The 19,913-nt window shown below is 71.1% G+C and carries 15 protein-coding genes; 10 read left to right on the top strand and 5 right to left on the bottom strand.

What is annotated here, in order from left to right:
* The first annotated feature begins 42 nt into the window (after positions 1-42).
* Together ASD65_RS15145 and ASD65_RS15140 are read left to right on the top strand one after the other, a co-directional pair.
* The gene (locus ASD65_RS15145) at positions 43-1,704 is read left to right on the top strand and encodes an ABC-F family ATP-binding cassette domain-containing protein (protein ID WP_056223881.1); all 1,662 of its coding nucleotides are present in this window, start codon (positions 43-45) and stop codon (positions 1,702-1,704) included.
* A gap of 40 nt (positions 1,705-1,744) precedes the next feature.
* Positions 1,745-1,930: a PspC domain-containing protein gene (locus tag ASD65_RS15140; protein WP_056223879.1), complete on the top strand. Its 186-nt coding sequence runs from the start codon at positions 1,745-1,747 to the stop codon at positions 1,928-1,930.
* Positions 1,931-1,976: 46 nt separating this feature from the next.
* Here the strand turns inward: ASD65_RS15140 and ASD65_RS15135 are convergent, their stop codons facing one another.
* A complete protein-coding gene (locus ASD65_RS15135) occupies positions 1,977-2,987 on the bottom strand; it encodes a hypothetical protein (protein ID WP_156378891.1) in 1,011 nt (336 codons plus the stop codon).
* A 137-nt stretch (positions 2,988-3,124) separates the two neighbouring features.
* Here ASD65_RS15135 and ASD65_RS15130 point away from each other — a divergent pair, with 137 nt between their 5' ends.
* The 5 genes from ASD65_RS15130 to ASD65_RS15110 all read left to right on the top strand — a co-directional run bounded on the left by ASD65_RS15130 (position 3,125) and on the right by ASD65_RS15110 (position 11,076).
* On the top strand, positions 3,125-7,816 hold the full coding sequence (locus ASD65_RS15130; RefSeq protein WP_056223875.1) for an ATP-dependent helicase: 4,692 nt from the start codon (positions 3,125-3,127) through the stop codon (positions 7,814-7,816).
* A 35-nt stretch (positions 7,817-7,851) separates the two neighbouring features.
* Positions 7,852-8,625 (top strand): DNA-formamidopyrimidine glycosylase family protein, encoded by a 774-nt coding sequence (locus tag ASD65_RS15125; RefSeq protein ID WP_056223873.1) that lies wholly within the window; start codon positions 7,852-7,854, stop codon positions 8,623-8,625.
* 254 nt (positions 8,626-8,879) lie between these two features.
* On the top strand, positions 8,880-9,215 hold the full coding sequence (locus ASD65_RS15120; RefSeq protein ID WP_056223871.1) for an amidohydrolase family protein: 336 nt from the start codon (positions 8,880-8,882) through the stop codon (positions 9,213-9,215).
* Between the two features lie 83 nt (positions 9,216-9,298).
* On the top strand, positions 9,299-10,735 hold the full coding sequence (locus ASD65_RS15115) for an NAD(P)/FAD-dependent oxidoreductase (protein ID WP_056223869.1): 1,437 nt from the start codon (positions 9,299-9,301) through the stop codon (positions 10,733-10,735).
* Positions 10,732-11,076, top strand: a complete 345-nt coding sequence (locus ASD65_RS15110) for a cupin domain-containing protein (RefSeq protein ID WP_056223867.1) — start codon at positions 10,732-10,734, stop codon at positions 11,074-11,076. The genes ASD65_RS15115 and ASD65_RS15110 overlap by 4 nt, the downstream gene beginning before the upstream one ends.
* Before the next feature lie 62 nt (positions 11,077-11,138).
* On the opposite strand, the gene ASD65_RS15105 is transcribed toward ASD65_RS15110, so the two are convergent.
* A complete protein-coding gene (locus ASD65_RS15105) occupies positions 11,139-12,794 on the bottom strand; it encodes a PucR family transcriptional regulator (protein ID WP_235566733.1) in 1,656 nt (551 codons plus the stop codon).
* 85 nt (positions 12,795-12,879) lie between these two features.
* Between ASD65_RS15105 and ASD65_RS15100 the strand changes: the two genes are divergently transcribed.
* The 3 genes from ASD65_RS15100 (at position 12,880) to ASD65_RS15090 (ending at position 16,328) form a co-directional block, all read left to right on the top strand.
* A complete protein-coding gene (locus ASD65_RS15100; protein WP_056223864.1) occupies positions 12,880-14,430 on the top strand; it encodes a CoA-acylating methylmalonate-semialdehyde dehydrogenase in 1,551 nt (516 codons plus the stop codon).
* A 38-nt stretch (positions 14,431-14,468) separates the two neighbouring features.
* Positions 14,469-15,836, top strand: coding sequence for an aspartate aminotransferase family protein (locus ASD65_RS15095; protein ID WP_235566732.1), 1,368 nt, complete (start codon positions 14,469-14,471; stop codon positions 15,834-15,836).
* A 135-nt stretch (positions 15,837-15,971) separates the two neighbouring features.
* Positions 15,972-16,328, top strand: coding sequence for a DsrE family protein (locus ASD65_RS15090; RefSeq protein ID WP_056223862.1), 357 nt, complete (start codon positions 15,972-15,974; stop codon positions 16,326-16,328).
* Between the two features lie 9 nt (positions 16,329-16,337).
* Here ASD65_RS15090 and ASD65_RS19090 read toward each other — a convergent pair whose 3' ends face one another.
* From ASD65_RS19090 to ASD65_RS15075, 3 genes are read right to left on the bottom strand one after another with little or no spacing between them, the layout of a single operon-like run.
* Complete coding sequence (locus tag ASD65_RS19090) at positions 16,338-16,982, bottom strand: bifunctional 4-hydroxy-2-oxoglutarate aldolase/2-dehydro-3-deoxy-phosphogluconate aldolase (RefSeq protein WP_056223860.1); 645 nt, start codon at positions 16,980-16,982, stop codon at positions 16,338-16,340.
* Entirely contained in the window at positions 16,979-18,616 is a 1,638-nt protein-coding gene (locus ASD65_RS15080) for an N-acyl-D-amino-acid deacylase family protein (RefSeq protein WP_056223858.1), read from the bottom strand. The genes ASD65_RS19090 and ASD65_RS15080 overlap by 4 nt, the downstream gene beginning before the upstream one ends.
* 2 nt (positions 18,617-18,618) lie before the next feature.
* Positions 18,619-19,896, bottom strand: coding sequence for an alanine racemase (locus ASD65_RS15075; protein WP_056223856.1), 1,278 nt, complete (start codon positions 19,894-19,896; stop codon positions 18,619-18,621).
* Between the last annotated feature and the right edge of the window lie 17 nt (positions 19,897-19,913).

The raw sequence follows: 19,913 nt of genomic DNA, 5'->3' as shown, positions 1-19,913 counted from the left end.
GGGCATCCGGTGTCAGTGCATCCCTGACACCCGGGAGGCTTCATGCCCACTCACACTTCTGCACCCTCCATCGTTCTGGACCGCGTCACCTTCGCCTGGCCGGACGGTTCGATCGCCCTCGATCAGGTCTCTGGCTCGTTCGGCACCGGCCGCACCGGTCTCGTCGGCCGCAACGGCTCCGGAAAGTCCACGCTGCTGCGGCTGATCGCCGGTGAGCTCGCGCCCTCCGATGGCACGGTCTCGCGCTCGGCCGAGGTGGCGTACCTGCCGCAACGGCTGACGCTCGAGGTCGACCGACCCGTCGCCGAGCTGCTCGGTATCGCGGAGACGCTCGCGGCGCTGCGCGCCATCGAGTCGGGCGACGTCGACCCGCGACATTTCGACACGGTCGGCTCCGACTGGGATATCGAAGCGCGCGCGGAGGCGGCGCTGGGCGATGCCGGTCTGCCGCCGGACGCGCTCCACCGGCACGTCGGCACCCTCTCCGGCGGCGAGGCTGTGCTGGTCGCGCTGGCCGGCATCCGCCTGAGCGGTGCGCCGATCACCCTGCTGGATGAGCCCACCAACAACCTCGATCGCGTCGCCCGCGCGCGCCTGTACGACATGGTGCGCGGATGGCGCGGGGCCCTGATCGTGGTCAGCCACGACGTCGCTCTACTCGAGCTGATGGACGACACCGCCGAGCTCCACGAGAGCGCACTGTCGTTGTTCGGCGGCCCGTACTCGCAGTGGCGGGCGTGGCTGGATGCCGAGCAGGACGCCGCGAAGCACGCCGAGCGCTCCGCCGAGCAGGCCTTCCGCCGCGAGAAGCGCGATCGCATCAGCGCGGAGGCGACGCTGGCCAAACGCGAGCGCACGGGGAACAAGGCACAGGTCGAGAAGCGGGTACCCGGCATCGTCGCGGGCCTGCGCAAGAGCTCGGCCCAGGTGTCCGCGGGCAAGCTGCGCGGCGGCATGGCCGGACGCGAGGCCTCCGCCCGTGCGGCCTGGGATGCCGCGGAACGGCGGGTGCGCGACGATGAGGGCATCCGCATCGACCTGCCCGATCCGGGGGTTCCGGCCGGGCGCCGCATCGCGACGCTCGATGACGGGTCGCGGACGTTCATCATCCAGGGGCCGGAGCGCGTGGCGATCGTCGGCCCCAACGGCGTCGGTAAGACGACGCTGCTGGAGCGGCTCGTCGGAGGTGCCGACTCCAAGCCGGATTTGGAAGACCCGGACACGGCCCCTCCCGCCGATTCGGCCGCGGATCGGCGGAGTGGTGCACACGCCGAGGCGCTCACCGACCTCGTCGCGTACCTCCCGCAGCGGGTGGACGGACTGGTGGACACGGCATCCGTCCTCGACAACGTCCGCGCCGCGGCGCCGAACGTCACCCCGGCCGAACTGCGCAATCGGCTCGCGCGATTCCTGATCCGGGGGGACGCCGTGGAGCGCGCGGTCTGGACGCTGTCCGGCGGCGAGCGCTTCCGCGTCGCGCTGGCCAGGCTGCTCCTGTCCGACCCGCCGCCGCAGCTGCTCGTGCTGGATGAGCCGACCAACAACCTCGATCTCGACACGGTCGACCGGTTGGTGGAGGCGCTGGCCGTCTATCGCGGTGCCGTGCTGGTCGTCAGCCACGATGACGCGTTCCTCGACCGGCTCGGGCTCGACCTTCGACTCGAGCTCGGCCCCGACGGGTCGTTGACCGAGATCGGGGGTTAGCCCCCTCGTGCAGCCCGATCCCGCACGACAGGATGGAGATATGAACAATCTCGCCCGACCCCGACAGGGGCGCATGCTCGCCGGCGTCTGCCGCGGAGTCGCCAACCGCTTCGGCTGGAACGTCACAGCCGTGCGAGTGCTGACAGTGCTCGCCGTCGTCTTCTTCGGCCTGTCGCTGTGGATCTACATCCTGCTGTGGTTCCTCATGCCCAACGCCGACGCGTAGCCGCAGCAGCCCGCACGTCTGCGCAGACCCACCCGCCGGCGTTTCATCAGCGAAGGCCGGAGCCGGCGAAGTCGGCGAAGGCCGCTGCGATCTGCTCCGTCGTCCACCGTGTGTCGAGGGCTGCCTCAACGGACAGCGCATTCACCCCGTCGGTCATCTCGTAGTTGGTCCCACCCAGGTAACCACTGGATTCCATGAGGAACGATGTGATGCCGGCAACGCCGAGATCGTGCGGCTCGCCGAGCCCTGCCCAGGGCACGTTCCAGGCCATCCCCGACTCCAGGATCCCCAGAGCGATCGTCTGCCCGGACTCTTCCAATGAGCACCAGGTACGGTTCGAGGCGAAGTCTCCCGCCCGTGTCGCCTGCAGCGGCGGATCGTGATAGCCGGCGGAAGTCGCGGACAGGGTCGCATTGAGCCGTTGCCCAATCGCCACGGCTACCGAGTTGCAGTCGACGACCGGCCACCAACCAGACGTGTCGCGCTCCCATGCGAGGTCGGACGCGGCCGCTCGGCCGACAATAAGGGCGCTGATCTCTGCCGCCATACGGTCGGCTTCGGCACGCCCGCGCTCGGGCAGATCCGTGGCATACCCTCCGATCCAGAGCGAATCCGTCTCCTCGATCCAACTGCAGCCCCATTCACACTCGCCGATGTGCGACTGCTCCCACACCGAGAAGACCGTGTCCCCGAGCATCTGACGAGGCAGTACCTGGAACGATCCCGACACATCACCGCCGACCCACTCGCACGCTAACCCGCCGACATTGTCGATCGAACTCGTCCATGTCGGATCACGCTGCGTCAACTCGATCCCCGCGATGCCGGTGACCTCCGACAACGCCTCCTCCGATATCGCGGCATGGCAGTCGCCACCGAAGACCTGCGGCGGCTTATCCCCCGGAGCGACGACCAGCGCCTCCGCGGTCGGGGACGGCTCCGGTGTCGACAAGGCCACCGTCGGGGACGGCCTCGGCGCGGGGGCGGGCGTGCAGCCGGTGAAGATCAACAGCATCGCGAGCATCGGAACGATAGCGAGTGCGGGGCGGCGGGGCATCCTGGGTCCTGTCGTCGGCAACGGCGTCGTTGAAGCGGCTGTCTCGACAGACTATGACCTGGCGAACGCGGACATCCCGCCCGCACGTCGCACGTCGCACTCGCCCCGATGTCGCCGACAGCGACGAAGATGGGGGGATGGGTGACGTGCTGGACCGGTTCAGTCCCGCGACGGCGGACTGGTTCCGCGGCGCGTTCGTCGCGCCCACCGACGCGCAGAAGGGCGCGTGGGACGCCATCTCCGCGGGCAAGCACGCGCTCGTGGTCGCGCCGACCGGGTCGGGCAAGACGCTGTCGGCGTTCCTCTGGGCGATCGACCGCGTGTTCCGGGAGAAGCCGGAGGCCGAGGCATCCGTCCCCGTCAAGAAGGCGGCCCGCTCGACCCCGAAGCCGCCCGCCACGCGCATCCTGTACATCTCGCCGCTCAAGGCGCTCGGCGTCGACGTCGAGCGCAACCTGCGCTCGCCGCTCGTCGGCATCGGCCAGTCAGCCCGGCGACTGGGCACGCGCGTGCCCGAGGTCTCGGTCGGCGTGCGGTCGGGTGACACGACCTCCAGCGACCGGCGCAAGCTCGTCACCGCGCCGCCCGACATCCTGATCACGACCCCCGAGTCGCTGTATCTCATGCTCACGAGCCAGGCGGCGCAGACCCTGACGGGCGTGCACACGGTGATCGTCGACGAGGTGCACGCGGTCGCCGCGACCAAGCGCGGCGCGCATCTGGCCGTCAGTCTCGAACGGCTCGACGCCCTCCTCGAGCGTCCGGCGCAACGCATCGGGCTGTCGGCCACCGTGCGCCCGATCGACGAGGTCGCGCGCTTCCTCGGCGGCTCCGCCCCGGTGGAGATCGTCGCACCGCGGGCGACGAAGGCGTACGATCTGCGCGTCATCGTGCCCGTCGAGGACATGCTCAATCCCCCACCGCCGCCGGGGACGGAGCAGGCTGCCACCTCGGATGCCGCGACCGACGGCGAGGACTGGTTCGCGAGCGACAGTCGCCCCGAGAGCACCGAGATGACCGGGTCGGTGTGGCCCCACGTCGAAGAGGCCATCGTGGACCGGATCTTGGCGCACCGGTCCACGATCGTGTTCTCCAACTCCCGTCGTCTCGCAGAACGCCTGACCGGACGGCTCAACGAGATCTACTCGGAGCGACTCGGACTCGATCTGCCGGAGAAGGCGATCCCCGCCGCCACGATGGCACAGGCCGGCATCACCGCGGGCGCGGAACCGGTGCTCGCCAAGGCGCACCACGGCTCGGTCTCCAAAGAGCAGCGGGCACAGGTCGAAGAGGAGCTGAAGTCCGGCGTCCTGCGCTGCGTCGTGGCCACGAGCAGCCTCGAGCTCGGCATCGACATGGGCGCGGTCGACCTGGTCATCCAGGTCGAGGCTCCGCCGAGCGCGGCCAGCGGCCTGCAGCGGGTCGGGCGCGCCGGCCACCAGGTCGGCGAGGTCAGCCGCGCCGCGCTCTTTCCCAAGCATCGCGGCGACGTGCTGCACACCGCGATCGTGACGGAACGGATGCTGGCCGGGCAGATCGAGGCCATCACCGTGCCGCAGAACCCGCTCGACATCCTGGCCCAGCAGACCGTCGCGGCCTCGGCACTCGGGTCGATCGACGTCGAGGACTGGTACGAGACCGTCAAGCGGAGCGCGCCGTTCCGCAGCCTGCCCCGCTCCGCCTACGAAGCCACGCTCGACCTCTTGGCCGGACGATACCCGTCCGACGAGTTCGCCGAGCTGCGCCCGCGCCTGGTGTGGGACCGCGACAACGGTACGCTCACGGGCCGCCCCGGGGCGCAGCGGATCGCGGTCACCAGCGGCGGGACGATCCCCGACCGGGGGCTGTTCGGCGTCTTCGTCGCCGGCGAATCGCAGAACGCCCGCGTCGGCGAGCTCGACGAGGAGATGGTCTACGAGTCGCGAGTGAACGACGTCTTCACCCTCGGCACCACGAGCTGGCGCATCGTCGAGATCACCCATGATCGCGTCAACGTGCTGCCTGCGTACGGGCAGCCGGGCAAGCTCCCATTCTGGCACGGCGACGGCATCGGTAGGCCCGCCGAGCTCGGCGAGGCGCTCGGGAAGTTCAATCGCGACGTGTCGACCGCCCCGCGCGCCAAGGCCCAGGAGCGCCTCCGCGAAGCGGGGCTCGATGACCGCGCCGCCGCCAACCTGCTCGCCTACCTCGACGAGCAGAAGGAGGCGACCGGCAGCCTGCCGACCGACAAGAGCCTCACCGTCGAGCGCAGTCGCGACGAGGTCGGCGACTGGCGCGTCATCCTGCATTCCCCTTTCGGCATGCAAGTGCACTCGCCGTGGGCGCTGGCCGTCAACGCCCGTATCCGCGAGCGCCTCGGCGTCGAAGGATCGGCGGTCGCCAGTGACGACGGGATCATCGCCCGCGTACCGGATGCCGCGGCCGAGCCGCCCGGCGCGGAGCTGTTCGTCTTCGATCCGGACGAGCTCGAGCAGATCGTCATCGACGAAGTGGGCGGCTCCGCGCTGTTCGCGTCGCGGTTCCGGGAGTGCGCGGCGCGTGCCCTGCTGATGCCGCGGATGAACCCGATGAAGCGCACGCCGCTGTGGCAGCAGCGGCAGCGCTCCGCCCAGCTGCTGGAGGTGGCCCGCCGCCACCCCACGTTCCCGATCATCCTGGAGACCCTCCGCGAGGTGCTGCAGGACGTCTACGACCTGCCCGCGCTGCTGCGCATCGCGCGGGGCATCGGCGAGCGCAAGATCCGGCTCGTCGAGACCACCACGACCCAGCCGTCGCCGTTCGCGCGCGATCTGCTGTTCGGATATGTCGGCGCGTTCATGTACGAGGGCGACTCGCCGCTGGCCGAGCGCCGGGCCGCCGCACTGTCCGTCGATCCGGCGCTGCTGAGCGAACTGCTCGGCAAGATCGAGATGCGCGAGCTGCTCGACCCCGACATCATCGTGCAGTTCGAGCGCGAAGCGCAGCGCCTGGATCCCGAGCGGCGCGCACGCGGGCTCGAAGGCGTCGCGGACCTGCTCCGGATGCTCGGACCGCTCGACGCGGCCGAGGTGGCGGAGCGGCTCGAACCGGCGGACGGGGCCGAATCGGACGACGCCGGTGCCCACCTGGCCGCGCTGATCGACGCGCGCCGGGCGATCGCCGTCACCATCGCGGGCGTCCCGCGGGTCGCGGCGATCGAGGACGCCGGACGGCTGCGCGATGCGCTCGGGGTCGCCCTGCCCGTCGGCATCCCGGTCGCGTTCCTCGAACCCGTCGCCGATCCGCTCGGCGATCTGACCGCGCGCTACGCCCGCACGCATGGCCCGTTCACGGCGGATGCCGTGGCCACCCGGTTCGGCGTCGGGATCGCCGTCGCACGGCAGACGCTGCAGCGCCTCGAAGGACAGGGCCGTGTCACGAGCGGCTTCTTCCTGCCCGAGGCACGCGCGGACGACTCCTCGCACGGCCTGGACCCCGAGTGGTGCGACACCGAGGTGCTGCGCCGCCTCCGGATGCGCTCGCTCGCTGCCATCCGCGGCAGCGTCGAGCCGGTCTCGCCCGAGTCCTACGCGCGCTTCCTGCCGATGTGGCAGCACGTCACCCGTCCACTCGAGGGCCTCGACGGGGTCGCCGCCGTCGTCGAGCAGCTGGCCGGGGTGCCGATCCCGGCGAGCGCCTGGGAGTCCCTCATCCTCCCGGCGCGCGTCCGCGACTACGCGCCGACGATGCTCGATGAGCTGACCGCCACCGGTGAGGTCCTCTGGTCGGGCCACGGCTCGCTGCCCGGACGAGACGGCTGGATCGCCCTGCATCCCGCCGACACCGCGCCCTTCACGCTCGCCGAGCCCGATGTCGAGATCGCCGCGGAGTCGCTCGAGGCACGGCTCCTGGAGTCGCTCGCCGGTGGCGGCGCCTACTTCGCCACCCAGCTGCGCCAGCTCACCGACGCCGAGAACGAGCAGTCCGTCATCGAGGCGCTGTGGAACCTGACGTGGGCAGGACGCGTCACCAACGACACCTTCTCCCCCATCCGGACGCTGCTGGGCGGCGGCGCACAGACGCACCGCGTGGCACGCAAGGCCCCGCGATCGCGGATGTACCGCGGGGTCGCGCTGCCGCGCCCGACCGCGAGCGCCCCGCCACGACCGCCGGCGCTCGGTGGTCGCTGGTCGATGCTGCCCGCCGCCGAGCCCGACGCGACGCTGCGGGCGACCGCCTCGGCCAGCCTCCTGCTCGACCGCTACGGCGTGGTCACCCGCGGCTCGGTCCAGGCCGAGGGGGTGCCCGGCGGCTTCGCCCAGGTGTATCGCGTGCTCGCCGGGTTCGAACAGGCCGGGCACTGCCGGCGCGGCTACGTGATCGAGAAGCTCGGCGCGGCGCAGTTCGCGGCCTCCACGACCGTCGACCGCCTGCGCGAGTTCGCCGGGCTCCCCGACCCGGCGCCGCTGAACGCGGTCACCCTGGCGGCGACCGACCCGGCCAACCCGTACGGCGCCGCGCTCCCCTGGCCCGCCCTCGAGGGAGTGTCGCACCGCCCTGGGCGCAAGGCCGGCGGGCTCGTCGTGCTCGTGGACGGCGCGCTGACGATCTACCTCGAGCGCGGTGGCAAGTCCGCGCTCGCCTTCACCGACGACGAAGCGCGGCTCGGGGCCGCCACGCGGGACCTCGCCATGACGGCGCGCGCACGCCGCCTCGACACCCTCACGATCGAGCAGGTCAACGGCGCATTCGTGTACGGCACCGCGGTGGGTCGCGCATTGCGGGATGCCGGATTCGTCGAGTCTCCGCGCGGCCTCACGCTGCGCCGGACGACGGCGTCGGCGAACCCGGTCGGAGCCCCGCGTGGCTGACCTCCGGCGCATCCGGCACCGCGGGCGACAGGTCCATGCCCGAGGGTGACACGGTCTACCGCACCGCCCGGCGACTGCACGAAGCGCTGGCGGAGGCGGAGGTCACGCGGTTCGACATCCGGGTACCGGGCAGCGCCACGGCCGATCTGCGCGGCGAGAGAATCATCGGCGTCGTCCCCCGGGGCAAGCATCTCCTGGAGCGGATCGGCGATTGGACCCTCCACTCGCATCTGAAGATGGAGGGTGAGTGGCAGCTGTACCGCCCCGGCGAGCGGTGGCGCAAGCCGGCGTTCCGGGCGCGGGCCATCGTCGGCACGGCGACGCACGAGAGCGTCGGGTTCGACCTCGCCATGGTCGAGGTGCTGCCGACGGCGGACGAGGAGCGCGTGGTCGGGCATCTCGGTCCGGATCCGCTCGCACCAGACTGGGATGCCGCGGAGGCGGCACGGCGTCTCGGGGCCGACGACCGCCCCGTCCATGTCGCCCTCCTGGATCAGCGCAACATCGCCGGCTTCGGCAACGAGTACGCCAACGAGATCCTGTTCGTCCGCGGCATCCTTCCCACGACTCCCGCTGCGCAGACGGATGCCGCCGCCATCGTCGAACTCGGTGCCCGCATGATCCGCGCCAACGTCGAGCGCGCCGACCGGACGTTCACGGGCGACACCCGCCCCGGTCGGAACGCCTGGGTGTATCGACGCGAGAATCGCCCGTGCCGACGCTGCGGCACAGCCATCCTCGCGGGGTCGATCGGTGCGACGCCGACCGCGGAACGCCTGACCTTCTGGTGCCCCGCCTGTCAGCGCTGAGCAACGCACGGCCCCACGGCCACCGCGGCAAGGACGATCTGTCGGCGTCACGAATCCTCACCGGAATCTGAAGGTGCATACCTTTCGGATCACCCCGGTTTCCTGCGTGTTACGGACCGTCGGACGATCTGTCGCGCGCGATCGGCTGCGATCACGAATCGTCCTGTTCATCGCGCTCACCATTGCCCGCGACGGGGGCCGCGTATTGAATGACCCGTATACCCGCGCATCGGCGCGCCGGTGCGACGAGGAGAGTGCCGAGAGGTGACAGCGACGATGGATGCCCCGACCGCCCGGCAGGATGCTTCGGACACCGCCGAGACTGCAGGAGCGGTCGTCCTCGACCGCATCACGAAGCGCTGCCCGAGCAGGCGATCGACCTGGCGACCTCCCTCACGGCGTACACCGCCGGCTCCGCGTTCGTGAACCACCTCGACGCCGTCACCGGCACGATCGAGGTCGGCAAGTACGCCGACCCCGCGGTCCTCGATCGGGATCCGTTCGACGGCCCGGCCGACCGGATCGGCGCCACGCGCGTGCTGCAGACGTTCGTCGAGGGCGGGCGCGTCTACACCGCCGCCGACGCGTAGCTGCGTCATCCGCAGCGTCCGCGGGATCCCGCAGACTTGTCCCTGAACCTGCAATACCGAACCCCTGTAAGGAAGTGATAGCCGTGGGAACTACCGTGTTCGAACGGCAGATACCGCCCGCCGCCGCCATCCGCCGAGGCCTGGCCGAGACGCGTCAGAGCGTCTTCTGGCTGGATGACCTGCACGATGTCCCGACGCGCCCGGCGCTGACCGGAACCCGCACCGCCGATCTCGTGATCGTCGGCGGCGGATACACCGGGCTATGGACCGCGATGCTGGCGAAGCGCCGCAACCCGGACGCCCGCATCGTGCTCCTCGAGGGGCAGAAGATCGGATGGGCCGCCTCCGGCCGCAACGGCGGATTCAGCGAGGCGAGCCTCACGCACGGCCGCGAGAACGGACTCAACCGCTGGCCGGATGAGATCGAGACGCTGGACCGTCTCGGTCACGAGAACCTCGACGCCATGGGCGCCGACATCGCCGAGTGGGGCATCGACGCCGAATGGCAGCGCGTCGGCACGATCGGCGTGGCCACCGAACCGCACCAGCTCGAGTGGCTCGACGAGTGGGCAGCGGATGCCGCGGCTCGGGGCGAAGAGGGCGTCGTGCGCCTGAGCGAGGCCGAGCTGCAGGCATCCATCGCCTCCCCCACCTACCTGGGTGGCGTGTGGGAGCAGCACTCGGCCGCTCTGGTGCACCCGGGCAAGCTCGCTACCGGACTCGCCGCCGCCGCCGAAGCGGCCGGGGTCGAGATCTTCGAGCACTCCCCGGTGCGCTCGCTGGACGACATCGACGGCGGGGTGCGCGTGGTGACCTCCGTCGGCGAGGTCATCGCGAGCCGCGTCGTCCTGGCCACCAACGTGTTCCCGTCGCTGCTGCGGCGAAATGCGCTGATGACCGTCCCGGTCTACGACTATGTGCTCATGACCGAACCGCTCACTGACGCCCAGCTGGCGTCGATCGGGTGGAAGGACCGTCAGGGACTCAGCGACCTCGCCAATCAGTTCCACTACTACCGACTGAGCAGCGACAACCGGATCCTGTACGGCGGCTATGACGCCGTGTACCACTACGGCCGCAAGGTGCGCGCCGGGTACGAGAACCGGCCGGCGTCGTTCGAGCGGCTCGCCAGCCACTTCTTCACGACGTTCCCGCAGCTGGAAGGCGTGCGGTTCAGCCACAAGTGGGCGGGGGCGATCGACTCGTCGACGCAGTTCTGCGCGTTCTTCGGCACCGCACGCAAGGGCCGCGTGGCGTACGCCGCAGGGTTCACCGGCCTGGGCGTGGCCGCGACCCGATTCGCGGGCGAGGTGATGCTCGACCTCCTCGAGGGCGCCAAGACCGAGCGGACCGAGCTGGAGATGGTGCGCAAGCGCCCGTGGCCATTCCCACCCGAGCCGGTGGCCGCGATGGGCATCAACGCCACCCGCTGGTCGATGGATCGCGCCGACCACAACCGTGGACGCCGCAACATCCTGCTCAAGACGCTGGATGCGCTCGGGCTCGGATTCGACTCGTGAGCGGGCTGACCGCCGGAGCGGTGACGGATGCCGCGGCCCTGGTTCTGGAGCACGAACCGGTCGCACCGGATCAGGTCGTGGCCGGCGCACCCGCGACCGGGTACGCGGAGCTCGACGATGCATCCGGCGTCGGCGTGTGGGAGATGACGCCCGGCGCGATGAGCGATGTCGAGGCCGACGAAGTGTTCGTCGTGCTCGCCGGGGCGGCCACGGTCGAGTTCGTCCGCCCTGCCCTGCCCTCGATCGAGCTCGTCCCGGGCTCGGTCGTGCGGCTCGCGGAGGGCATGGAGACGGTCTGGACCGTCCGCGAGACGCTGCGGAAGGTCTACATCGTCGGCTGAGAGCCGGGATCGAGGGGCTCGCATCGCGCGCAGGCGATGCGGGCCCCTTCGTGTGCGCGGTCTCAGCGCCCCGCGCTGCGGCGCACCAGGAGGGCGAGGTGCAGGGCGGTCTGCGTCTCGCCGTCGTCGAGGTCGGCGCCCAGCAGCTGTTCGATGAGCGCGATGCGCTGGTAGAACACCGAGCGCGATAGGTGCGAAGCGGATGCCGCGGCCGTGCGGTTGCCCGGATGCGCGAGCATCGCCTCCAGCACGTCGAGCAGATCGCCGCCCCGCTCGAGGTCGTGCACGATGAGCGGCGACAGCATCCGCTCGCCGTGCTCGAGGAGCCGGTGATCGTCGCGCAGCGACGAGATCAGCTGCACGAGCGGCCGATCGGCCGCCCGCCGCAACTGCACACCGCGGCCGGCGCGACGGCGACGGCCGCGCGCCAGAGCGATCGCCTCCTGCAGCGAGACGAGCCCCTCCTCGAGGCCGTCCGCCGCACGACCGACCGACATGACGAGCCGGTCGAGGTCCGCTCCCGGCGCGACCGCCCGGGCGAACTCGGCCGCGGTGGCATCGTCGAACGTCGCCTCGAGCGGCAATGACAGCAGCACGGCGACCGCCGGTGGGTTCACCCCGGCGGGCACCGAGCCCGCCAGCGCACGTCCGCGCAGGCCGCGGGCCGCGGCATCGGCCGCCTCGCCCGCCAGCGGGACACCGGCGAAGACGACGCCGTAGAGCCTGGCGCCGGCGATCGGCACCCCGGCGGCCTCCAGCCGCGCCGCGGCGCCGGGGATCCCGGCGAACCGGCCGGCGAGCAGCCCGTCGATCAGCCGCCGCCGGCCGACACGGCTCCACTCGTCGACGTCGCCGTCCGCGAGTCGGCCGAGGGCGAGGGCGATCGCGCCCTGCTCGAGCACCGCCGTGCGCCCGGCCGCGTGCGGGGGTCCGGGGAGCGCGATCAGGTGTCCCCACCGGACGCCGCGCGCCTCGACCGGAATCACGAGCCATTCGTCCGGGTCCGGTGCTCGGTCGCCGCGCGCCCGCGCGTCGCGATGTACCGTGCGGGAGCGCAGCTCCCACTCGGCGAAGAGCTCAGCCTCGTTCGCGAGCGGCACCTCGGCGGCGACCATCTCGTGGCCGAGGTTCTCCAGGATCACCGAGGCCCCCAGCGTCTGGGCGAGCTGGTGCACGATGAAGTCGGCCGGCGCCCCGCGCAGCGCCAGGGCGGTGAACCGTTCGCGCACCTCGTCCCGCGCCCGCAGCGCGGCAGTCTGGTCCGAGATGATCCGGCCGTGCACGGCCTCCGTGATCGTCACGAACTTCACCTCGCGGTGCAGTGCGGCCAGCGGCAGCCCGTGCTCCTGCGCGGCGTCGGCGACGACCGCGGGGAGGTAGCGGTAGTGCGTGCCGAGCTCCAGGACCAGGCCGGCGAGCCCTGCGGCGACGAGGTCGCCGATGAACGTGCGCAGCACCGCGGGGTCGGCCGGCCAGCCGCTGCCCGTCGACAGCAGCAGTTCGCCGCCGTTGAGCAGGCGGGCGACCCCGGCGCTGTCCGAGACATGCACCCAGCGCACGCGTGCGTCCAGCACCTCGCCGCCGACGATGACCTCGGGCAGACCCTCGACCACTTGCGGCAGGGCCAGCACCTCGCGCACCGTCGGGAGGCTCGCGTCCGCCGGAGCGCCCGTCGGACGATCCGTTCGGAACGACGCATCTTCGCGACGATCATCCATGCCCATACCCCTTTTGCGCCTGACACACTTGGGTTCATAAGCCTAGATGAGGACCGTACGATCTGTCCGGCACGAAAGGACTCCCATGAGCATCACCGAGGTTTCGCCCGCGGCGACGACCGCAGCATCCACTCCGGTCATCGGCCACTGGGTCGACGGAGCGCCCTTCGCGTCCGCGTCCGGTCGTACGGCCCCCGTGTACAACCCGGCGACCGGTGTCGTCTCTTCACACGTCGCACTGGCGGATGACGCGGAGATCGCCGCCGCGATCGCATCGGCCAAGGCCGGGTTCGCGGTCTGGTCCGATTACTCCATCGCCAAGCGCCAGTCGGTGCTGTTCGCGTTCCGCGAGCTGCTGAACGCGCGCAAGGGCGAATTGGCCGCGATCATCACGGCCGAGCACGGCAAGGTGCTCTCCGACGCGATGGGCGAGATCGCCCGCGGCCAGGAGGTCGTCGAGCTGGCCACCGGGTTCCCGCACCTGATCAAGGGCGCGTTCTCGGAGAACGCCTCCTCCGGTGTGGATGTGTACTCGATCAAGCAGCCGCTCGGCGTGGTGGGCATCATCAGCCCCTTCAACTTCCCCGCGATGGTGCCGATGTGGTTCTTCCCCATCGCGATCGCCGCCGGCAACGCCGTCGTGCTCAAGCCGTCCGAGAAGGACCCGACGGCGGCACTGTGGATGGCGCAGCTGTGGAAGGAAGCCGGGCTGCCGGACGGCGTGTTCACCGTGCTGCAGGGCGACAAGCAGGCCGTCGACGGCCTGCTCACCTCCCCCGATGTGGAGTCCATCTCCTTCGTCGGCTCCACGCCCATCGCGCAGTACATCTACGAGACCGCTTCCAAGCACGGCAAGCGCGTGCAGGCCCTCGGCGGCGCCAAGAACCACATGCTGGTGCTCCCGGATGCCGACCTGGAACTGACGGCCGACATGGCGATCAACGCCGGCTTCGGCGCGGCCGGCGAGCGCTGCATGGCCATCTCGGTCGTGCTCGCCGTGGAGCCTGTCGCCGACGAGCTCATCGCGAAGATCGTCGAGCGCATCGCCAAGCTGAAGATCGGCAACGGCGCGGGCGCGGATGGCGTCGAGCCCGACATGGGCCCGCTGATCACCGACGTGCACCGCGACAAGGTGTCCGCGTACGTCGACATCGCCGAGGCCGACGGCGCGACCATCATCGTGGACGGCCGCGGCCTGCAGGTCGACGGCCACGAGGACGGGTTCTTCTTCGGTCCGACCCTGCTCGACCACGTGCCCACCACGTCCCGTGCGTACACCGAGGAGATCTTCGGGCCGGTGCTGTCCATCGTCCGCGTCGCCTCGTACGACGAGGGACTCGCCCTCATCAACTCCGGCCAGTTCGGAAACGGCACCGCGATCTTCACCAACGACGGCGGCGCCGCACGGCGCTTCCAGAACGAGGTGCAGGTGGGCATGATTGGTATCAACGTGCCGATCCCGGTGCCGGTCGCCTACCACTCCTTCGGCGGCTGGAAGAAGTCGCTGTTCGGTGACGCGAAGGCGTACGGCGTTCACGGCTTCGACTTCTTCACCCGTGAGAAGGCCGTCACCAGCCGCTGGCTCGACCCGGCGACGCACGGCGGGATCAACCTCGGCTTCCCGCAGAACAACTGACCCGCAGGCAACCTCAGGGACTCATGATGACCGATGCAATGACCACCACAGCCCGCGCGATCCCGGACCCGGACGGCGACGCCCGCGTCCGCACCGACGACCGCGCGCACGTCTTCCACTCCTGGAGTGCACAGGCGCTCATCGACCCGCTGCCCGTCGCGGGCGGTGAGGGCTCGACGTTCTGGGACTACCAGGGCAATGAGTACCTCGACTTCAGCTCGCAGCTGGTGAACCTCAACCTCGGGCACCAGCATCCCGATCTCGTCGCCGCCATCCAGAACCAGGCGGGCCGTCTCGCGACGATCCAGCCCTCGATGGCCAACGACGTGCGCGGCGACCTCGCCCGGCGAATCGCCGAGGTCGCGCCGGACGGCATGGAGAAGGTCTTCTTCACCAACGGCGGCGCAGACGCGAACGAGAACGCGGTGCGCATGGCGCGGGCCGTCACCGGCCGCCGCAAGGTGCTCTCGATGTACCGCAGCTATCACGGCAACACCACGACGGCGATCTCACTGACGGGTGACCCGAGGCGCTGGGCGAACGAGCCGGGCGACGGATCGGTCGCGAAGTTCTTCGGCCCGTACCCCTACCGCTCGGCGTTCCACTCGTCCTCGGACGAGCAGGAGACGCAGCGCGCGCTGGAGCACCTCGAGCAGACGATCATCCTCGAGGGCGCCTCGACGATCGCGGCGATCATCATCGAGACGGTCGTCGGCACCAACGGCGTGCTGATCCCCCCGCCTGGCTACCTGCCCGGCGTCCGCGAGCTGTGCGACCGCTACGGCATCGTCTGGATCGCGGACGAGGTCATGGTCGGCTTCGGCCGCACCGGCGAGTGGTTCGCCTTCCAGGCCTATGGCGCCGACCCCGACCTGATCACGTTCGCCAAGGGTGTGAACTCGGGCTACGTGCCCCTCGGCGGCGTCGTGATCTCGGACCGGATCGCGTCGCACTTCGACACCGTCGCCTTCCCCGGCGGACTCACGTACTCGGGCCACCCGTTGGCCTGCGCCGCGGGCGTCGCGACATTCGAGGTGTTCGAGCGCGACGGCATCCTCGAGCGCGTGCGCGACCTCGGCTCCCGCGTCGTCGAGCCGCGCCTGCGGGCGATGGCCGAGCGCCACCCGTCCATCGGCGACGTCCGCGGTGCGGGACTGTTCTGGGCGATCGAGCTCGTGCGCAACCGCGAGACGCGCGAGCCCCTGGTGCCGTACAACGCCGGTGGAGCGGATGCCGCACCCATGGCCGCGGTCGCCGCGGCGTGCAAGAAGGCCGGTGTCTGGCCGTTCACGCACTTCAACCGCCTGCACGTCGCGCCGCCACTGGTGATCTCGGAGGACGAGCTCGTCCGCGGCCTCGAGGTCATCGACCGCGCGCTGGACGTCGCCGACGAGTACGTCGCGTAGCGCATCGCACGCCACAAGGGCCGGTCGACCTCTCCAGGTCGACCGGCCCTTCGGCCGCGCGCCGATGCCGTCGTCACGCCCGAGAGGACCGGCACGTATGTTGGAGGAACACCGAGGAATCGAGGGCGAACGCACATGACCAAGAAGACCGTGATCCACATCTTCCACGACGATCCGGACTCGATCGCGACCGGAAGCCGGGTGGCGCTTCGGATGCGGGAGATCTCCGTCGAGAAGGACGTCGAGATCGAGGTGTTCTGCTTCGGTCCGGCTCAGCGCCGCCTCGGTGCGTCCGCCACCGATGCGGAGAACACATTCAATCGCCAGATCGATGAGCTGGTCGCCGCCGGGGTGACCGTCGGCGCCTGCATCAACGCCGCGCGCGCCGACGAGACCGAGGATGCCCTTCGCGGTCGCGGGATCGCGCTGCACGTCGCACGCGACGAGTTCCTTCGTTTCACCCTCGAAGACGCCACCGTCATCACCTTCTGACGGGTCTTCTCAGCCCTTCATGCCGCGCGCGGCGGTGGTGAAGGCACGCGCCTTCGACGTGACCGCGCTCCAGTCACCGGATTCGACGTCGGCGCGCCCGATGACACTCGAGCCCGCGGTGACGGCGAGCGCTCCCGCTCGCACGTAGTCCGCGGCGTTGTGCGCCGCGATCCCTCCGGAGGCCACGAGCGGCACGTGCGGCAGCGGCCCGGCCAGGTGGCGGAAGTAGGCGGGCCCCACCGTGTCGGCCGGGAAGATCTTCACTGCCGACGCGCCGAGTCCGACGGCGGCCATCACCTCGGTCGGGGTCATCGCTCCCATCACCACGGGCAGCCGCGCGTCCTGCGCCGCGACCGCCACCTCGCCGCTGACGCCGGGCGTGACGAGGAACTGCGCGCCGGCGGCGCCGGCACGGCGGACGAGGTCGGCGTCGGTCACGGTGCCCGCCCCGATCAGCACGCCGGCGGGGGCTCCGGCCACCGCCGCGGCGATGATCTCCTCGACGCCGGGCGTGGTGAACGCGAACTCGATCGCACGGATGCCGCCGCGCGCCAGCGCCGCGACCAAAGCGGCGGGGTCGGCGATGGCGGGAAGCCGCACGAGGGCGATCGCGCGGTCGGCCTCGAGCAGGTCGAGGAGGGCGGAGTCGGTCACGAGCGGGTTCCTGTCGTCGAGGGTGGGGTCGGGCGCAGCACGGTACCGGCGAGGACGTCGGTGCGGATGCCGTCGCGGTAGGCGACGCGGCCGTTCACGAGCACCGCGACGATGCCCGTCGCCGCCTGCCGTGGGGCCTCGAACGTCGCGGTGTCGTGCACCGTGCGCGGATCGAACAGCACCAGGTCGGCGGCGTAGCCCTCCCGCACGAGTCCGCGGTCGGTCAGCCCGAGCCGCCGGGCAGGGGTTCCACTCAGGTGGCGGATGGCCTCTTCGAGGCTCAGGACGCCGAGTTCGCGCACGTAGCGCGACAGGTAGCGCGGGAACGTGCCCCACGCCCGCGGGTGCGGCCGGTCGCCGACGAGGATGCCATCGCTGCCGCCGGCGTGCTGCGGATGCCGCATCACGGCCTGCACGTTGTGCTCGTGACCGACGTGCATCAGGATGCCGGTGGCCAGGCGGTCGGCGAGCAGGATGCGGGTGACCACATCCACGGGATCCGCATCCTCGCCCCCGGCGATGTCGGCGATCGTGCGCCCCACGTACGGTGCGAGCTCGGGTGCGACGACGCCGGAGATCTGGATGCGCGACCAGTCCGCGCGCTCGCCGTGGAAGCCGTCGCTGCCGGCCACCTCGAACGCGTCGACCAGCGCCGCCCGCTCCGTACCGGACGCGAGGCGGTCGAGCAGGGCGTCGGGCCCGCCCTGCGCCAGCCGGCTGGGCAGCAGCGCGGCCAGCGTCGTCGCGCCGGGCAGGTACGGATACGAGTCGAGCGTGAGGTCGATGCCGTCCGCGAGCGCCTGGTCGATCATGTCGAGGAACTCCGGCGCCGAGTCGGTGTTGGAGCTGAAGTTGAGCGTCGCGTGGGTGAGATGGAGGGCGCACCCGCTGTCGCGCGCGATGCGGATCATCTCGGCGTAGGAGTCGAGCGCCCCTGCACCGTACGAGCGGGTGTGCGGCGCGAAGTACCCGCCGGCCGCCGCGACGACGCGGCACAGCGCGGTCAGCTCGGCCGTGTCGGCGTACATGCCGGGGGTGTAGGTGAGGCCGCTGGAGAGCCCGACCGCCCCGGCCGCGAGGCTGTCGGCGAGGATGCCGCACATCGCATCGAGCTCGGCGGGGGTGGCCGGCCGGTCGTCCTGCCCGACGGTCAGCATCCGCAGGTTGCCCTGCGGCACGAGCACCGCGGTGTTGGTGGCCGTGCCGCCGGACAGCCGCTCGAGGTACTCGGCCATGCTCCGCCACCCGATCGGCAGCTCCGGACGGCCGTTCCAGCCCGCGATCTGCAGTCGGATACCGGGGAGCACCTCGTCGTCGACCGGGGCGTACCCGATGCCGTCCTGGCCGAGCACTTCGGTCGTCACACCCTGGCTGATCTTCGCCAGGTGGGCGCGATCGGCGAGCACCGCCAGGTCCGAGTGGGCGTGCATGTCGATGAACCCGGGCGCGAGCACGAGTCCGGTCGCGTCGATCGTGGGCGGTGCGGGATCGCCCGCGAAGGTCGCGCCAGGCTGGTGGATCCGGGCGATCCGCCCGTCGCGCACGAGGACGTCGGCGGGGTACCCCGCGGCCCCGGTGCCGTCGATGACGGTGGCACCGCGGATCGCGGTCGTCGGAGCGGGGTCGTGGATCATGCTCAGAATCGCGTCTCGACGACATCGATCACGCGGGGGTCGTCCTCGTTCGCATCGGCCACCACCGGGATCCGCCGCCAGCGGTCCAGCGCGGTGCACGGATGCGAGAGCCCGAGCCGGACGACGGCCCCGACGGGCAGTGCCTCGGCCGCACCCGCCGCGAGCGCATCGGGGGAAAGCCTCAGGAAGCCGTGCTGGTCGTTGAGCGCGGTGATCTCACTCCCGGCGAGGGCGCGATCGCTGTCCGCCGCGGACAGCCCGACGATGCGCTGCGGAACCGGCAGTCCCTCATCGAACGACAGGTCGCGCTTGCCGCCGTCCAGCAGCACCAGCCCCGGCTCCGGGTGCGACACGACCCGCACCCAGGCATGCATGGCCGAACGGAACGGCTCGGTGCCAGGCAGCATCCCCATCGGTGAGATCTGCGCGTAGAAGCCGTCGTCGTGGATCTGGAACGCCCCGGAGCGCAGCACGACCTCCGCCTCATCCGCCACCGGCGCGAGCCGCTCGGCGACGCGATCGAAATAGGCGCTGCCGCCCACGGTCACGATCGGCGGAACGCCCGGGCGATACAGCCCGGCGGCGGCGACCTCCTCGTGCAGACCGCGCACGTCATCGAGGTACGCGTCCACGCGGGCGACGGATGAGGGGGCGCGGTCATGCGCGAGCGCGCCTTCGTATCCGCCGACGCCGGCGACGGTGAGGACGTCGGATGCCGCGACCGCCCGGGCGACCTCGAGCGCTTCGGCGCGCGACCGAGCTCCGGTGCGCCCGCCGGGAGCACCCAGCTCGACGATCACGGGGATCGGGCGCGGCACCCCGGCTTCCCGCAGCACGGCCTCCATCACGCGCACGGTGGCGAGGCTGTCGACCCAGCAGCTGATCTCGACATCGGCGTGGGCCGAGAGCTCGGACGCGAGCCAGCGCAGGGCGACGGGATCCACGATCGCGTTCGCGACCATGAGGCGACCGATTCCGACGCTGCGCGCGACCTGCGCCTGCCAGGCAGTGGCGAGGGTGAGTCCCCAGGCTCCGGCATCCGTCAGCATCTCCCAGAGCGCGGGAGCCATCGTGGTCTTGCCGTGCGGCGCGAGGTGCAGGCCGTGCGAGGCCACCCACGCGGACATGACGCGGACGTTGTGGCTCATCGCCGCCTGGTCGAGGGTCAGCAGCGGAGTGGCGAACCGGGACACGGGCGGGGCAGTGGCGAGGAACTCGGCGACCGTCAGCCCCCAGGCGTCGGGCGGGAAGGACTTGTCGTCGACGGCGAGCACGTTCATCCTTTCGTTGCGCACAG

It is taken from the genome of Microbacterium sp. Root61 (assembly GCF_001427525.1).
Taxonomy (GTDB): domain Bacteria; phylum Actinomycetota; class Actinomycetes; order Actinomycetales; family Microbacteriaceae; genus Microbacterium.
Note: the sequence above shows the minus strand (reverse complement) of the source record. Positions and strands in the feature narration are given on the sequence as shown.

Excerpts from the sequence above, each read along its gene's own strand:
- ASD65_RS15075 (WP_056223856.1), bottom strand. The coding sequence starts at position 19,896 with ATGAACGTGCTCGCCGTCGACGACAAGTCCTTCCCGCCCGACGCCTGG.
- ASD65_RS15145 (WP_056223881.1), top strand. The coding sequence starts at position 43 with ATGCCCACTCACACTTCTGCACCCTCCATCGTTCTGGACCGCGTCACC.
- ASD65_RS15130 (WP_056223875.1), top strand. The coding sequence starts at position 3,125 with ATGGGTGACGTGCTGGACCGGTTCAGTCCCGCGACGGCGGACTGGTTC.
- ASD65_RS15080 (WP_056223858.1), bottom strand. The coding sequence starts at position 18,616 with ATGATCCACGACCCCGCTCCGACGACCGCGATCCGCGGTGCCACCGTC.
- ASD65_RS15105 (WP_235566733.1), bottom strand. The coding sequence starts at position 12,794 with ATGGATGATCGTCGCGAAGATGCGTCGTTCCGAACGGATCGTCCGACG.
- ASD65_RS15095 (WP_235566732.1), top strand. The coding sequence starts at position 14,469 with ATGACCACCACAGCCCGCGCGATCCCGGACCCGGACGGCGACGCCCGC.
- ASD65_RS15125 (WP_056223873.1), top strand. The coding sequence starts at position 7,852 with ATGCCCGAGGGTGACACGGTCTACCGCACCGCCCGGCGACTGCACGAA.
- ASD65_RS15090 (WP_056223862.1), top strand. The coding sequence starts at position 15,972 with ATGACCAAGAAGACCGTGATCCACATCTTCCACGACGATCCGGACTCG.
- ASD65_RS15140 (WP_056223879.1), top strand. The coding sequence starts at position 1,745 with ATGAACAATCTCGCCCGACCCCGACAGGGGCGCATGCTCGCCGGCGTC.
- ASD65_RS15135 (WP_156378891.1), bottom strand. The coding sequence starts at position 2,987 with ATGCCCCGCCGCCCCGCACTCGCTATCGTTCCGATGCTCGCGATGCTG.
- ASD65_RS15100 (WP_056223864.1), top strand. The coding sequence starts at position 12,880 with ATGAGCATCACCGAGGTTTCGCCCGCGGCGACGACCGCAGCATCCACT.